The organism is Paracoccus sp. IB05, from assembly GCF_016405985.1.
Taxonomy (GTDB): Bacteria; Pseudomonadota; Alphaproteobacteria; order Rhodobacterales; family Rhodobacteraceae; genus Pseudogemmobacter.
Map to the genome: position 1 here is coordinate 81,591 of NZ_JAEFCF010000001.1, position 16,037 is coordinate 97,627.

Consider the following 16,037-nt stretch of genomic DNA (forward strand, 5'->3'; position numbering starts at 1 on the left):
CGCGAAAGGTCACTGAACCCAGGCCGTGCCGACCAGCCAATGGAACTGGCTGGTGAACTCGTAATTGCCAACACGGGCCGAGATCAGGTCGACATCTTTCGGGGTGAACATCGGGATCGCCGGGGCGAGCTTCATGAAGTCATAGTCGATATCGCCCCATTCCCTCAGCGCGGCCTCTTGATCGGTCGAACCAAGCGCCATCGCCGCTTTCATACGGTCATCAAGGCCCTTATCGCAGATCCCCGACATATTGACCGAGCTGTCCGAACCCGGCGTAAAGCTGTCGCAGCCGAAGAGAACATTGAGGAAGTTCGACGGTGCCGGGTAATCCTGATACCATTGCGTCACCGAGATCTGCACATTGTTATTGGTGTTCTGGATATAGGTGAACTGGATATCGCCCGAGATCGACTGCACGGTGGCGTCATAGCCAAGGTCGGTCAGCACGGTCTGCAGATAGGTGCCAACACCGCGCGAGGTCACGGAATCGTCGGTCACCACGGTGACTTTCTGACCCTTGGTGCCCGAAGCCTCAACCAGCTCCAGCGCCTTGTCCATATCGGGGGCAGACCAGAACTCGCCCGGATCGGCGGTATAGTCGCAGCGGTCGACATGGCCGGGCATATCCGGCGGCAGGATGGTGCAGACGGGGGTCGCCAGCGCCGGGCCGCCGAAGATCGAGACCAGCGCATCGCGGTCAACGGCGTAGTTGATCGCCTGACGGGCCTCGAGGCTGTTGAAAGGCGCGATATTGACGTTCAGCGGCGCATACCACCAGGCCACCAGCGGCGAGACGCGCAGCTGATCGGGATGCGAGACGCTGAGTTCCGCCAGACGGTCGGTCGGGACCGGCTCATACATGAAATCGGCCTGGCCATTCAGGATCGCATTGACCGCAGCCTCTTCGGTGCCGCCGAATGTGTATTCGATCCGGTCAACATAGCCCTTGGGCTGGGCCTCTTTGCTCCATTCCTGGAAATGCGGATTGCGCACCATGATCAGCGAGGCGTTCGGGTCATAGCTTTCGAACGCATAGGTGCCGGTGCCGGGGATCGGCTCATTGCCGGCATCTTTCGTGATCGTGTCGGCGGGCACGATCGAGGCATGCGGCACGGCGATCTTGTAGAGGAACTCGGCATCCGGGGCGACGAGGTTGATGGTGATGGTATTGGTCGCAGCATCCCCGATCACGCCGCCTTCCAGCGTGCAGGTAGCCGCCTCGGCGAGACACTTATCGGCACCGACGATACCATTATAGAAGCTGCCCGAGGTCGGGCTTGAAACCTTGAAGATGCGCTGGAACGAGGCCACGACGTCTTCGACCGTCAGATCCTTGCCATTCGAGAATTTGATCCCCTGGCGCAGCTTGAAGGTGTAGGTCTTGCCGTCATTCGACAGCACCGGCATGTCTTCCGCCAGATCCGGCACCACTTCGGCGCTTTCCGGCCCGTTGACCTTTTTGAACGCCATCAGACCATCATGGGTCCAGATGAACAGCGGCCAGTAACGCGCGGTATAATTGATCATCGGATCAAGGGTGCCCTCGGAGGAAACACCGAGAAGCTTGAGCGTGCCACCGTAATGGCTCTCATCGGCGAAGGCCGGCATCGCGGCGCCAAGCGCCAGCGCCGCCGTGCCACACAAAATCCGTCCGCGCATCCGCGACATCAGAGACAGCGATTCACTCATGGTAAGAGACTCCCTCGGGGTGAAATGGCGGTCATTGCCGCCGTGATGGGCCGGCCTTGAGGCCAGAGTTTAACAGGTTCAGCGGGCGGCGTCGCATTCCGCAAGGAAGGCGGCAACCAGAGTTATACAAGCGTCGAATTCCTCGACATGCGGCATATGGCTCGCATTCGGGAAGATATGCCAGCGGGTATCGGGAATATTCTCGGCGAAGGGTTGAATCGTCGCCGGGGTAGCCTCGTCATAGGCCCCGGATATAAGCAGCACCGGCACGGTGATCCTGTGGACCCGGTCGCTGACATCCCAGTCTTTCAGGCTGCCGGTGATGTGGAATTCATTCGGGCCGATCATCAGATTATAGACATGCGCATCTGCCGCCATCGCGCGATTGGTGCGCAGCACCTCCTCGGGCGCGGGGTCGAGACGGCAGACATGGCGGGCGTTGAAGGCTTTGGTCGCCAGGGCGTAATCGGGGTGATCGGTGGTGCCTGCGGCCTCATGCAGGTCAAGAACCGCCCGGACATCAGCCGGCAGATCCGCACGCAGCCGGGCAGTCTCGCTGATCCATATGGGCATCGAGGCCGGGCTGTCGGCGAGGATCAGCGACACAAGGCCAGGGGGCTGCGTCACGCCGAATTCGGCGCCCAGCATCCCGCCCCAGGACTGGCCAAGTAGATGATAGCGCGACAGCCCCAGATGCGCGATCAGGGTCCGGAGTTCATTGAGAAACAGATCGACCGTCCAGAAATCGGCCCCCTTTTCGGGCAGCCGCGTCGAATTGCCATTGCCGATCTGATCGTAATGGATGACGGCGCGCCCGGTTTCAGCAATCGCTGCGAAGCTTTCGACATAATCCCAGGTACAGCCCGGCCCGCCATGCGCCACGATCAGCGGCGGCAGGTCTGATCCCAGGTCACCGGCGATGCGATACCAGGTCTCATAAGGCCCGAAAGCAGCAAAGCCTTCGGTGATTTTCGCGGTTGTATACATGCCAGTTCCCCTCCGGTTATCCCGGAAAATCCCCTTCCGCCCTGCCAAATTCAGTCATGGCGGACATAGTCGAGCCCCCGCGCCAGCCAGCAGCCAAGGCCAAAGCCAGTCACCCGACCTGAAGCGTCGCGCCGGATCCGCAGCGTCCAGTCGCCCGGCGCCGGCGCATCCATCGCGCGCCTTGTGCGGATCAGCCAGGTATCGGGGCCGGCGGCCAGAACCGGCTCCATCCGCCCCGCGCCAAGCCGGCCGGAAAAGAGGGCAAAGACCGCCCCGTCCTGCGCCTCGAGCCGCAGCGAAGTGCCGGTTTCCGCGCAATGATACTGCCCCGCAATCTCTGCGCCATCGGCCGTTTCAAGCGGCGCAAGCGGCACCAGCAGAGTGTCGATATTGTCGCGCAACCGGCGCATATGCAGCCGGTCGCCCCGGCGTTCCAGCCGCACCTCCTCCGAGGCGAGGACGCCCGGTGCGGCCTGGTGCAGGGTCTCGGGCCCGGTGGCGAAATTCAGCTTCACCGCCGTAGCCGCCGGTTCCAGCCGCGCGATCAGCCCGGTCTCGGGGCAAAGCCACTGGCTCTCCCAGCCGGGCTCAACCGGCAGCGGCGCGGGCTCGGCCTGGCCAAGCGCCGCACGCATCAGAAAGAGCGCCGCATCATGGGCCGAGGCCTCGTGGTTGAACATCACCACCACCGAGATCCGCGCCTCAGCCGCATGGAAGCGCTGCGCCCGAAATCCCCGGAGCGCGCCGCCATGGCCGGTCAGCGCCACGCCGCCAAGCGTCTCATGCACGAGGCCAAAGCTGTAAAATGCGGGATTGCCATCGCTGAACGCGACCGGCGCCGAGAGGCGGCGATAGATCCCGTTTTCGTCGTCGCGCGTCGCGTCGATCCAGGCCTCATAGGCCAGCATATCATCAAGCGAAGCCGAGATCCCGGCATCCCCCACCCAGAAAACACCGTTATCCGCCGGGAAAAAACCGGTCGAATCAGTGCCTTCATAGCCGGTGACACCGTCTTCGGGCTGTCTGGTATCAGAGGTCAGGGTCGCGGTCTTCATCCCCGCCGGCCCCCAGATATGCTGATGATACAGATCAATCAGCGCACGACCATTCGCCTTGCGGATCAGTTCGGGCAAGAGGCGGAAGTTGCAGTTGCAATAGGAATAGCCGGTCCCGGGTGCGAAATGGCCCTTGCGGATCGCGGCGACCATCGGCACGGCCTCATCCTCCGAAAAGACCTGCTCGGCGGTCGCGCCCTCGACCACTGTCATCGCCCAGTAATCGCGCAGCCCCGACTGGTTGTGACACATCTGGCGGACCAGCGGGCGCGGGCTTTCCAGACCCGGAAGGAAGTCAGGCAGCACGGCGTCCAGCGCCTCGGGCGCCCCGAATTCCGCGAGAACCGCGCCACAGGTGAACTGTTTCGAGATCGAACAGATCGGCAGGCGTGTCGCCCGCGTCATGGGCTGATGGCGGTCCAGACTGGCATAGCCCCAGGCCCGCGCGGCCACCTCGCGCCCGTCCTGCAAGACAACCGCAACGCCTCCCGGCCCGGCAAAACGGCGCGGCAACAGATCGAGGGCTTTTGCAAGCGGGAGGGGAGAAGTGCTGGTCATGATCTGCGCATCTATTGCCGGAAACCGGCAGAGTTCAAGAGGGTGACTGCCGCCCTCCCGGTGCCCGCAGAGAAGGTTACGGCATCTCCTGCGACCAGGGAGAAATCGGCCATTGCCGAAATTGGATAGTCAGACCCGGAGGAGAGGCGAATAGTGGCCGGATCAAAATCAAAAAACTCGCATCCAACAGGGAAACATCACCATGAGGAAAACCTCTCCGCCACTGCTGATGAATCGCCGCCGCCTGCTGACCACCGGCGCCGTTGCTCTGGCTGCACCGGCTCTTCTGCCGCGCAGCGCCTTCAGCCAGACCCATAAGACCATCAAAATCGGCGGCGCGGTGCCGCTTTCCGGTCCGGTCGCCTATTGGGGCCACTCGACTGCCCAGGGCTTTACCGACGGGGCTGCCGTGATCAATGCCGCCGGCGGCGTCATGATCAATGGCGAGCCGCATATGCTTGAGGTCATCGACTATGACACCAAGGGCGAGGTCGCCGACAGCCGCGCCGCCACCCTGCGCCTCGTCGAGCAGGACAAGGTGAAATATGTCTATAGCCAGGCCGCCGCCTCGACGGTTGGCATGTTGCAGGTGACCGAACCCGCCGGCGTGTTGTCGATTGTCGCCTGCTGGGGCTATCTTGAGCTATTCGGCAAGGACTACCCGCTGCATTTCCGCGCCGAAATGTCGGATTATGAACAAGGGTTCGCCTACCTCCCCTTCATGCAGGAAAAATACGGCAAGGACGCACTGAAGACGGCCGCTTTCATTGGCCCGAATGACCAGGACGGCACCGATTGCCATGCCTCTTACAAGCGGCTGATGGATTATTACGGCATCACCCAGAAATCGGCCGAATTCTACAATTGGGAAGACACCGATTTCTATCCCATCGTCGCGAAGACCATTTCTGACCGGCCCGATTTTATCGTAACCTCGCCCTCGCCCCCCGGCATCACCGCCTCGATCGTCAAGGCAGCGCGCGAGCTGGGCTATACCGGCCCGATCTCGTCGCCGGCCGCGTCCGAAACCACGACGATCCTTGAGGTTGCGGGCGAACATGCCGACGGCGTCGTGCTGCCGGTGACCAATGTCTCGCCTTCGACCGACACACAGAAAGCCATCGAGAAGCGCTTTATGGACCGCTTTGGCACTTTCAACGCGCTGGCAGGCAACTATTCCTGGTGGATCTATTCGCTGAAAGCCGCCTGGGAGATGGCGGGCACCGCCGAAGACACCAAAGCCGTCGCCGAGGCGCTGGCGCAGGTGCAGCTGGATGACACCTATGTCGGCCATGTGAAATGGGGCGGCGAGAAGTCTTTCGGCGTGGCGCGCCAGGGCATTTACGACTGTTACACCACCACCATCGACAAGGGCGTGGCCCAGGTCGAAGACGTGCGATTCCCCGCCCTTCCCGACGATTACTGATCATTCTGGCAATGCTGCCGGCCCGGGGTGATCCGGGCCGGTAAAGGCGGCAGGCGCGGTCTGTCGTCTGTATTCTGTGCGGCCTCCGGAGTATTCCACGCATGAGCGACTTTCTGCAAATGGGCCTGACCGGCCTGAGCCTCGGCCTGATGTATGCGCTGATCGCCATCGGGTTGACGCTGATTTTCGGGGTGATGCGCATCATCCAATATGCGCATGGCGAGATGTTCATGCTGGGCGCCTTTGCCCTGTATTACTGGCATGCAGAGCTGGGCCTGCCCTATTGGGCGGGGGTGGCGTTTTCCGCCGGGCTGATCTTCTGCCTTGGCGCGGTCTTGCAGGTGGTGCTGTTCAAGCCCTTGCAGGGTAAGAACATTCTCTACTCGCTCGCGGTGTCTCTGGGATTGGTCCTGATCATCTCGGGCTCGGGTCAGCTCCTGTTCGGGACCACGACCAAGGGCATCCCTTCCGCTGTTTCCGGCGGCATGCTGATCGGCGGCGCCTATCTGTCCTATGAGCGGATCGTGATTTCGGCGGTTTCCATCGGGCTGATCATCGCGCTCTGGGCCTTCCTGCGCCATTCGGTCACCGGCTTTGCCATTCGCGCCGTGGCCGAAGACCCGCAGACCGCCGCATTGCAGGGGATCCGTACCGACCGCATCCACTGGATCGCCTTTGGCATCGGATCGGCCATGGCGGCGATTGCGGGCTGTATGATGGGCACGCTTCTGTCGATCGTGCCGACCATGGGCTTTCTGGCCACGATCAAGGCCTTCATGATCGTGATCATGGGGGGGCTCGGATCGGTGATCGGTGCGCTGGTTGGCGGGCTGATCCTTGGCATGATCGACTCGGTGATCACCACCACCATCTCGGGCGATATCGCGATCATCCTGAGCTTCGTGGTGATCTTCCTGATCCTCGTCTTCCGGCCCTCGGGGCTCTTTGGCCAGAACTGGGACTAAGGGGGCGATCATGGATAAATCAGACATCATCGCCAGGCCGAACCGCCTTGTCTGGGGCGGGCTCCTCGCCCTCGCCCTCGTCGCACCGGCGCTGGTCGGCTTCGACCTCTACATGATCCATGTCGGCATCACGATCAGCTTCAACGTGGCGCTGGCCACCAGCCTCTGGATGATCTGGTCGCTGGGCGTGATCTCTTTCGCCCATGCCGGTTTCATGGGGATCGGCGCCTATGCCTCGGCGCTGGTGCTGACGAAACTGGGGCTTTCGATGTGGTATGGCCTGTGGATCGGCGCCGCAGTCTCTGCGCTATTCGCCATGCTGATCGCGGTGCCCCTGATGCGGACGCGAGCGGTGTATTTCTTCATGGCCTCCTGGGCGGTGGGCGAGGTGATCAAACGCAACTTCGCCTATTTCAAGGATTTCTTCGGCGGCTGGGACGGGGTCTTCGACATCAAACCGCCGGTCCTCGACCTTGGCTTCCTGCAAATCGACTTTGCGAACCGCATCGCCTATTACTATCTGGCGCTGTTCTTCGTCTCGCTTACGGTCTGGATCATCTACCGCATGAACGCGTCGCGCACCGGCACGATCTGGTGGGCGATCCATGAAAACGAGCTGCTGGCGCAACATACCGGCATCAATGTCTTCCGCCAGAAGGTCGTCTGTTTCACCATCGCCTGCACCCTCGTCGGCGTGATCGGCGCGCTTTACGCGCATTACCAGACCTATATCAGCCCCAAAAGTTTCGACATCTGGAAGTCGGAATTCGCGCTGGTGCATCTGATCGTCGGCGGGCTGACCACAGTTGGCGGGCCGGTCGCGGGCGCGATCTCTCTGACCATGGTCGATGAGGCTTTGCGCGCGACCGGCTATTTCCGCACCATCTTCTTCGGTGTCGTGCTGATCGCCTCGGTCCTGCTTCTGCCAGGCGGGCTTGAGACGGTCCCCGCCCGTATCCGCAAGCTCTTCAACCGCAATTCGCAGAAGTGAGGCCTCGTCATGCATGAATTAGAGGCGCGTGGCCTTCAGATGAAATTCGGCGGGGTGACCGCGATTGCCGGCCTCGACCTGACGGTCGAGGAAGGTGAGATCCGCGGGCTGATCGGCCCGAATGGCGCCGGCAAGACCACGTTTTTCAACGCCTGTTCCGGGCGCTATCCGGTAACGGCCGGGGAAATCCGCTACCGGGGCCAGAAGATCAGCGGCATGAAACCGCATCAGATCGCGGCAGAGGGGCTGGTCAGGACCTTCCAGCATGTGACGCTGTTCAAACAGTTTTCCGTGCTGAAAAACGTGGTGGCCGGGAATTACCTCCATTCCCGCCATTCCTATTGGGGATCGCTGCTGCGCACCCGCAAAACGCGCGAGGCCGAGGCCGGATCGGTCGCCCGCGCGCGTGAAATCCTTGATTTCGTGGGGCTGGGGGCGCTGATGGATCAACAGGCCTCCACCCTGGCACATGGGCATCAGAAGATGCTCGGTATCGCCATCGCGCTGGCCGCCGAGCCGAAGATGCTGCTTCTCGACGAGCCCTGCGCCGGCATGAACAGCGATGAGAGCCGCGAGATGATCCATCTCGTCCGCCGCATCCGCGAAACCGGCATCACCATCATGCTGATCGAACATGACATGAAGGTGGTGATGGGGCTGTGCGACCGCATCACGGTCCTGAATTTCGGCAATGAGATCGCCGACGGCACGCCCGAAGCGGTGCGCGCCAATGCGCAGGTGCGCGAAGCCTATCTGGGGAGCCAGGCCCATGTTGCTTGAGATACGCGATCTGTGGGTCCATTACGGCAAGGTCGAGGCGGTCAAAGGCGTCTCGATGGCGCTGGAAGAGGGCGGCGTCATCACCCTGATCGGGGCGAATGGCGCGGGAAAAAGCTCGATCCTGAAGGCGGTTTCGGGGCTGGAAAAACCGTCGCGCGGCGAGGTGCGTTTCAATGGCCAGGTGATCACCGGGCGTCCCGCTCATGAGATCGTCGGCCTTGGCATCGTCAATGTCCCCGAAGGGCGCAAGCTCTTCAAGCTGATGACGGTGAAGGAAAATCTGCGTATCGGCGCCTATCTCGACAGCGACCGCGCGCGGATCGCAAAGGGGATCGAAGAGGTGTTCGACCGCTTCCCCATCCTGCGCGAGAAACAGAACCAGCCGGCGGGAAAGCTTTCGGGCGGGCAACAGCAGATGGTCGCAATCGGTCGGGCGCTGATGGCAAGGCCGAAGGTTCTTCTGATGGACGAGCCGTCGCTGGGCCTTTCGCCGGTGATGATCGACGAGATCGCGGCGCTGATCCGTGAATTGCGCGCCTCTGGCCTGTCGATCGTGCTGGTCGAACAGAATGCAAGCCTTGCGCTGCAGCTTTCCGATCATGGTTACGTGCTCGAAACCGGGGCGATTGCGCTGCAGGGCCGGTCCGCCGATCTGCTGACCGACCCCGAAGTCGCCCGCGCCTATCTCGGCGCCTGAGGAAAAGACGATGAATGATATTCCGCCCCCCGGCGACGATTTCGCGATGCTCGGCTATGTCGATCTCGACGGGCTGATCCGGGGCAAATACGCGACAAGTGCCAAGCTTAAATCCTGGCAGGAAAAGGGTGGTGCCTTTTGCTCGGTGGTGCTGGGCTGGGACAGCCGCGACGCGCTGTATCAGAACCGGCATACCGGCTGGCACACCGGCTATCATGATGACCCGATCCGGGTGGTGCCGGGGCCGGGCCGGGTGATGCCCGGCGACGGGCGGCGGTTTCACCTGGTCGAATATGCCGATGGGCCGGGCGCGGCCCTTTGCCCGCGCAGGCTGGCGGGGCGGGTGCTGGACGAGGCCCGCGCCATGGGATTCACCGCGCTGGCCGGGTTTGAATATGAATTCTACGTTTTTCGCGAAACACCCGCCTCGGCGCTGGCCAAGGGCTATCGCGGCCTCACCCCCCTGAGCCCGACAACCGGCGGCTATTCGGTGCAGCGGATGGCGGTCGAAGACGGGTTCTTCTCGGGGCTGATGGCACTGGCGCGTCAGCTGGGAACGCCGCTGGAGGCGATCCATCCCGAAGCCGGTGAAGGCGCCATGGAATTCGCCTTCACGCCGTCAGAACCGCTGGAAGGCGCCGATCGGGCGGCGATTTTCAAGGCGTTTTCAAGGGCCTGGGGCAATCAGAACGGCCTGAGCCTGTGCTATATGGCAAAACCGCTGAACGGCTTGCCCGGCTGCGGTGGCCATACGCATCTGTCTTTGTGGCAAGGGGAGCAGTCGGCCTTCTATGACCCTGACGGCGAAGGTGGCCTGTCGCAGACCGCGCGCCATTTCATCGCGGGCCAGCTGAAATACATGCCTGAACTGCTGGCGCTTTACGCCCCGACGATCAATTCCTTCACCCGCCTTGCGCCAGGGTTCTGGGCGCCGACCGGTGCGACCTGGGGTTTCGACAACCGCACCTGCAGCCTGCGCGTCGTCGGCGACAGCGCGAAGTCGATCCGGGTCGAGATGCGGCCCCCGGCGGCGGATGCGAACCCTTATCTGGTGCTGGCCGCCGCTTTGGCCTCGGGCCTGCAAGGGATCCGCGAAGGCCTCGACCCCGGCCCGGCGCTCAAAGGCAATGGCTATGAGGCGGACCTGCCACCCGAACGCCGCTTTCCGGCCTCTCTCGCCGAGGCCGCCGCCCGATTGCGTGGATCGGATATGGCGCGCGCCTGGTTTGGTGACGCCTTTACCGACCATTTCGCCACCTCACGCGAGGCAGAGGTCGCGGCACAACGCGCCTGGGTCTCGGACTGGGAACTGAACCGTTACTTTGAGATGATCTGATGACCTACGCCCTGACTGCCCGCTGGACCTACCCGACCACCATCCATGCCGGAGCCGGCAAGATCGCCGGTATTGGCGCCCATACCATTGCGGCAGGCATCCGGCGCCCGCTGGTTGTCACCGATAAGGGCCTGGCGCATCTGCCCTTTATCACCGCCGCGCTGGCGGCGCTGACAGCTGCCGGCCTTGCGCCCGCGCTGTTTTCCGATGTGCAGGGTAACCCGACCGATCTGAACCTCGAAGCCGGGATCGAAGCCTTCCGCAAAGGCGCGCATGACGGGGTGATCGTGATCGGCGGCGGCTCGGCGATGGATGTCGGCAAGCTGGTCGCGCTGATGGAGGGGCAGACCATTCCGGTCTGGGATCTCGAAGATATCGGCGACTGGTGGACCCGTGCCGATGCCAACCGTATCCATCCGATCATCGCGGTGCCGACCACCGCCGGGACCGGGTCCGAGGTCGGGCGGGCGGCGGTTCTCACCAACACGACCGACCATACCAAGAAGATCATCTTCCACCCGAAGATGCTGCCAGTCCTGGTGATCGGCGATCCGGAGCTGGCGCTCGGCCTGCCGCCCGCACTGACGGCGGCAACGGGCATGGACGCTTTCACCCATTGTTTCGAGACCTTCTGCGTCGAGAGCTTTCATCCGATGGCGGATGGTATCGCGCTGGAAGGCCTCAGGATTATCCGCGACGCCCTGCCGCGCGCGGTGAAGAACGGCCAGGATCTCGAGGCGCGGACGATGATGTTTGCCGCCGCGATGATGGGGGGCGTGGCGTTCCAGAAAGGTCTCGGCGCGGTGCATTCGCTGGCGCATCCGCTGGGGGCGATCCATGACATCCAGCATGGTCTCGCCAATGCGGTGATCCTGCCCTATGTGGTCGCCTTCAACCGCCCGGCGATTGAGGCGAAAGTCGCCCGTGTCGCGCATAGCCTTGAAATCGAAGGTGGTTTTGATGGGTTCATGGCCTGGCTCCTCGACTTCCGACGCGAGCTGGGCATCCCGCATACCCTGGCGGAACTTGGCGCGACGGCAGAGCGCGCGGATGAGATCGCCGCGAAAGCGCTGGCAGATCCTTCGACCGGGGCGAACCCGCGCAAAATGGATCAGGATGATTTCCGCCGCCTCTACCTCGCCGCGCTGAGCGGTGATCTCACGATTTCATAAGGGAGGAAGCCCGATGTTCACCAGCCTGAATGGACAAAGCGCCATCGTCACCGGCGCGTCAAAGGGCATCGGGCGCGGCATCGCCCGCGCACTGGCCGCAAGCGGTGCGCAAGTGACCCTGGTCGCGCGCGGCATTCCGGCGCTGGAGGCGGTGCGGGATGCCATCCTCGCGGATCTGCCGGGCGCGAAACTGCGGCTTGCCAGCTGCGACATTGCCGACTGGGCCGCCGTGAAAGCCATGGTCGATGAGGCGGCGGCAGCGCAGGGCGGGCTCGATATCCTCTGCGCCAATGGCGGCATCTATCCGCAGACGACGATGGAGGCGATGGAGCCTTCCGAATGGGATCAGGTCATGGCGGTGAACACGCGGTCTTCCTTTCTGGCCGTGAAAGCCGCGCAGCCGCATTTCCGGAAGGCGGGCGCGGGTCGCGTCGTGCTGACCTCGTCGATCACCGGCCCGATCACCGGCTATCGCGGCTGGACCCATTATGGCGCCTCCAAGGCGGCACAGCTTGGCTTCATGCGCTCCGCCGCGATGGAGCTGGCGAAGGATAAGGTCACCATCAACGCCGTTCTGCCCGGCAATATCATCACCGAAGGCTTCGAGGGCAACGGGCCGGAATACCTGGCCGCGATGGAGGCTTCGGTGCCGCTGGGGCGGCTTGGGACGGTCGATGACATCGCCAATGCGGTGCTGTTCCTCGCCTCGGATCTTGCCGGCTATATCACTGCGCAGACCATCGTGATCGATGGCGGCCAGGTGGTGCCGGAATCGCTCGATGCGATGGCATAGGAACAGACGCAGATGTCAGACACCGTTCAGGTCAATCGCTGGCGCCGCTATTCTGACTGGGACGAGCGCCCCTTGCGGCTGGATCGCTTCGCAAAGGAAGATCCGGCCAATGGCTTTGCCGCCTTCAAAAGCCCGGCCGATCCGAAACCGGGGCTGACGCTCAGCGGCGGCCGGATTGCCTCGATGGATGGCGTTCTGGCGCATGATTTCGACATGATAGACGCCTTTATCGCCGAATATCACCTCGACCCGGCCATCGCCCCCGAGGCGATGGCAATGGGTTCGGGCGAGGTCGCGCGGATGCTTGTCGATATGCATGTCCCGCGCGAGACGCTGGTGCGGCTGGCGCATGGCATGACGCCTGCAAAACTGGTCGATGTGGTGTCGCAGCTGAACGCGATGGAAATCGCCTTCGCCTATTCGAAAATGCGCCCCAGAAAGACCCCCGGCAACCAGGCCCATGTGACCAATGCGAAAGACGATCCGCTGCAACTGGCCGCCGATGCGGCGGTGGCGGCGGGGCATGGGTTTGACGAGGTCGAGACCACGATGCGCGTCGCCCGCTGCGCCTGGTCGAATGCGCTGGCCTGCCTCGTGGGGTCGTCGGTCGGCGAATGGGGGACCCTGTTCCAGTGTTCTTCGGAAGAGGCCGAAGAGCTGCGGATCGGCATGGCGGGCTTTACCTCTTACGCCGAAACCGTGTCGGTCTATGGCACAGAACGCAGCTTTACCGATGGCGATGATACGCCCTGGTCCAAGGCTTTCCTGGTGGCCGCCTATGCCTCGCGCGGGATCAAGGCGCGCTGTACCTCGGGCGGCGGGTCAGAACTGCTGATGGGGTATCACGAGGCGAAGTCGCTCTTGTATCTCGAAGCCCGCTGCCTGTGTCTGCAACGTGGCATGGGGGTGCAGGGCACCCAGAATGGTGGCATCGACGGCGCCCCGATCACCGCATCGATCGCAGGCGGCATGCGCGAGATGATGGCGGAAAACCTGCTCGCGGTCTGGCTGGATCTGGAATGCGCATCGGGAAATGACGCGCGCGCAACCGAATCGGAAATCCGCGTCGGCGCCAAGATCCTGCCCTATCTGATCGCGGGCTCGGACCTGATCTGCTCGGGCTTTGGCTCGATCCTGAAATATGACAATTCCTTTAACCCATCGCTGTTCAACGGCGAGGAGATGGAGGATTTCCTCACGCTGCAACGCGATTTCGAGGCCGATGGCGGGCTGACCCCAATCCCCGAAGCCGAGGCGCTGTCGCTGCGCATCCGGGCAGTCGGGGCGATTTCGGCAGTATTGGAAGAACTCGGGCTGGCATCACCGACAGAGGCGATGAAGACCAGCGTCATCGCGGCATCGGGCTCGCGCGAGACACAGACCTTTTCCACCGGCGAGACGGCGCGGATCTCGGAAGAAATCCAGGCGCGCGGCATCAATGTGATCGACGTGATTCAGGCGCTGGCAAAGCGCGGCTTCCACCCCGAGGCCGAAAATCTTTTGAAAATCGTCAAGCTGCGGGTCTCGGGCGATTACCTGCAGACCTCGTCGATCATCCGCCAGGGCCGTATCCTTTCGGCGGTCAATGACCCCAATGATTACGCGGGCCCCGGCACCGGCTATCGGATGACCGAGGCCCGCCGCGATGAGATCAACGAGATCCGCGACCTGATCGGCCAGTCCGAGGTGCTCTCGGACCAGGCCCGCCACCGGCGCGGCGAAAGCCGCCGCATCGCCTATGCGCCCCAGGGCGCGGCCCCGAAAGGCGCGGCCCCGCATGAGGTGGTGATCGGCATTTCGCCCGCCTTTGGCCTGCAACTTTACCAGACCACCGCCGGGCTGGCGCTCTCGGATGTGCTGGCGGCCCTGATCCGGGGCATCACCGCCGGGGGCGGCGTGGCGCGGATCCTCAGGATGCATCATACGGCGGATACGTCTTTTCTGGGGCTGACAGCGGCGGAAATGTCGGGTTCGGGCTTTGGCATCGGCATCCAGGCCAAGGGGACGGCGGTGATCCATCAGCGCGGCCGGATGCCGCATAACAATCTGGAACTCTTCTCGAACGCGCCGATCACCACCCTCGCGCATTATGAGAACATGGGCCGGAATGCCGCGCGATGGACCCATGGCGAACGCCCCGAGCCGGTCTCGGTGCCGACCGATGGCCAGGCCCTCGGGGCGCGGTTCCACGCCCAGGTCGCGCTGATCTATGCGATTGAAACCGGCCTGACCGATCCGAACCGCGCGCCCGAAGACATCACCGTGACCTTTCTGGATGCGGGCCCGGAGACAGGGGAAATGCCATGACCACCAGACCGACCCGCCCCCTGACACGGGCCGATTTCCCCCTGGCCGAGACCGCGCCCGAAAAGGTGCGGGGCGCACGCGGCAAGCCACTTGACGCGCTGACGCTGGACGCGGTGATGGCGGGCGAGGTCACCATCGAAGACCTGCGCATCACGCCGCAGGCGCTGCTGGCCCAGGCCGAGATTGCCCGTGACGCGGGCCGCGCGGCGCTGGCCGCGAATTTCGAACGCGCCGCCGAACTGGTCCATGTGCCGCAGGATCTCATCATGGAGACCTATGAGATGCTGCGGCCGGGGCGCGTGAAAGACAGCGCCACGCTGCGCGCCCGGGCCGCGATGCTGCGCCATGACCACGGCGCCGAAAAGCTGGCGGAGTTCCTCGAGACTGCCGCGATCCATTACCAGCGCCGCGGTCTGATGCCCGGCTGAAAGGAGGTCCGCGATGCGGCTTGACGGAAAAATCGCCTTTGTCACCGGGGCCGGATCGGGGATCGGGCGCGGCTCGGCCAAGGCGCTGGCCGGGGCGGGGGCGATGGTGGTGGTGACCGACCGCGATGGTGCCGCCGCCGGTCTGGTGGCCGCAGAGATCACCGCCTCCGGCCAGCGCGCCGAGGCGATGGCGCTCGACATGACCGACACGGCTGCGATCCGCGCAGCGATCCATGAGGTCATCACCCGCCACGGGCGCATCGACGTGCTGCATTCCCATGCCGGCATCCAGATCGAAGGCCGGCTCGATCAGGTGAGCCCGGATCAGATGGATGCTTCATGGGTGATGAATGTGCGTTCGCATTTCGTGGCGGCACAGGCGGTGATCACGCAGATGCAGGCGCAGAAAAGCGGCTCGATCATCATCACCGCCTCAAATTCCGGGGTGCAATATGATGCCGGGATGATCGCCTATGCGGTGACGAAACATGCCGCCGTCGCCATGGTGAAACAGATGGCGAAGGATTTCGCGAAAGACGGCATCCGGGTCAATGCGCTTTGCCCCGGTTTCATCGACACCCCGTTCAACGCCGGGTTTGAACGCCAGATGGGCGGGCGGGCCGGGCTTGAGGCCTATATCTCCACCGCGATCCCCGCCGGGCGTTTCGGCACGGTCGAAGAGGTCGCGGCGGCGGTGCTTTACCTCGCCTCGGACCAGTCGCGTTTCGTCACCGGTCTCGCGCTGGTCGCCGATGGGGGGGAATGTCTCTGACAGGGCACTGAAGACGTCGCTGAGCGCGACCGGTTTCCCGTTCCGGCTGCTTTCGGCATTCCGCTTCGGGTCCGGTGATGC

At 63.3% G+C, this 16,037-nt stretch carries 14 protein-coding genes; 11 read left to right on the forward strand and 3 right to left on the reverse strand.

The window, feature by feature from the left end:
• Positions 1 to 9: 9 nt before the first annotated feature.
• The 3 genes from JC607_RS00360 to JC607_RS00370 form a co-directional block, all read right to left on the reverse strand.
• Complete coding sequence (locus JC607_RS00360; RefSeq protein WP_198834951.1) at positions 10 to 1,689, reverse strand: ABC transporter substrate-binding protein; 1,680 nt, start codon at positions 1,687 to 1,689, stop codon at positions 10 to 12.
• A gap of 78 nt (positions 1,690 to 1,767) precedes the next feature.
• Positions 1,768 to 2,676, reverse strand: coding sequence for a proline iminopeptidase-family hydrolase (locus JC607_RS00365; RefSeq protein WP_198834952.1), 909 nt, complete (start codon positions 2,674 to 2,676; stop codon positions 1,768 to 1,770).
• Between the two features lie 50 nt (positions 2,677 to 2,726).
• Positions 2,727 to 4,289, reverse strand: coding sequence for a D-aminopeptidase (locus tag JC607_RS00370; protein WP_198834953.1), 1,563 nt, complete (start codon positions 4,287 to 4,289; stop codon positions 2,727 to 2,729).
• A gap of 202 nt (positions 4,290 to 4,491) precedes the next feature.
• Here JC607_RS00370 and JC607_RS00375 point away from each other — a divergent pair, with 202 nt between their 5' ends.
• The 11 genes from JC607_RS00375 (at position 4,492) to JC607_RS00425 (ending at position 15,956) form a co-directional block, all read left to right on the forward strand.
• Complete coding sequence (locus JC607_RS00375; protein WP_198834954.1) at positions 4,492 to 5,715, forward strand: ABC transporter substrate-binding protein; 1,224 nt, start codon at positions 4,492 to 4,494, stop codon at positions 5,713 to 5,715.
• A gap of 101 nt (positions 5,716 to 5,816) precedes the next feature.
• Entirely contained in the window at positions 5,817 to 6,680 is an 864-nt protein-coding gene (locus JC607_RS00380) for a branched-chain amino acid ABC transporter permease (RefSeq protein ID WP_198834955.1), read from the forward strand.
• A gap of 10 nt (positions 6,681 to 6,690) precedes the next feature.
• Entirely contained in the window at positions 6,691 to 7,671 is a 981-nt protein-coding gene (locus JC607_RS00385; protein WP_198834956.1) for a branched-chain amino acid ABC transporter permease, read from the forward strand.
• A gap of 9 nt (positions 7,672 to 7,680) precedes the next feature.
• On the forward strand, positions 7,681 to 8,451 hold the full coding sequence (locus JC607_RS00390; protein ID WP_198834957.1) for an ABC transporter ATP-binding protein: 771 nt from the start codon (positions 7,681 to 7,683) through the stop codon (positions 8,449 to 8,451).
• A complete protein-coding gene (locus JC607_RS00395) occupies positions 8,441 to 9,148 on the forward strand; it encodes an ABC transporter ATP-binding protein (protein ID WP_198834958.1) in 708 nt (235 codons plus the stop codon). Before JC607_RS00390 ends, JC607_RS00395 begins: the two co-directional genes overlap by 11 nt.
• A 10-nt stretch (positions 9,149 to 9,158) precedes the next feature.
• Positions 9,159 to 10,484 carry a glutamine synthetase family protein gene (locus JC607_RS00400; protein ID WP_198834959.1) on the forward strand — a complete coding sequence of 442 codons (1,326 nt, stop codon included), beginning with the start codon at positions 9,159 to 9,161 and terminating at the stop codon, positions 10,482 to 10,484.
• Complete coding sequence (locus JC607_RS00405; RefSeq protein WP_198834960.1) at positions 10,484 to 11,656, forward strand: iron-containing alcohol dehydrogenase; 1,173 nt, start codon at positions 10,484 to 10,486, stop codon at positions 11,654 to 11,656. Before JC607_RS00400 ends, JC607_RS00405 begins: the two co-directional genes overlap by 1 nt.
• A gap of 13 nt (positions 11,657 to 11,669) precedes the next feature.
• The gene (gene fabG, locus JC607_RS00410) at positions 11,670 to 12,449 is read left to right on the forward strand and encodes a 3-oxoacyl-ACP reductase FabG (RefSeq protein WP_198834961.1); all 780 of its coding nucleotides are present in this window, start codon (positions 11,670 to 11,672) and stop codon (positions 12,447 to 12,449) included.
• A gap of 12 nt (positions 12,450 to 12,461) precedes the next feature.
• Positions 12,462 to 14,756: a propanediol/glycerol family dehydratase large subunit gene (locus JC607_RS00415; protein WP_198834962.1), complete on the forward strand. Its 2,295-nt coding sequence runs from the start codon at positions 12,462 to 12,464 to the stop codon at positions 14,754 to 14,756.
• On the forward strand, positions 14,753 to 15,184 hold the full coding sequence (locus JC607_RS00420; protein WP_198834963.1) for a diol dehydratase small subunit: 432 nt from the start codon (positions 14,753 to 14,755) through the stop codon (positions 15,182 to 15,184). Before JC607_RS00415 ends, JC607_RS00420 begins: the two co-directional genes overlap by 4 nt.
• Positions 15,185 to 15,197: 13 nt before the next feature.
• Entirely contained in the window at positions 15,198 to 15,956 is a 759-nt protein-coding gene (locus JC607_RS00425; RefSeq protein ID WP_198834964.1) for an SDR family NAD(P)-dependent oxidoreductase, read from the forward strand.
• Positions 15,957 to 16,037 lie beyond the last annotated feature (81 nt).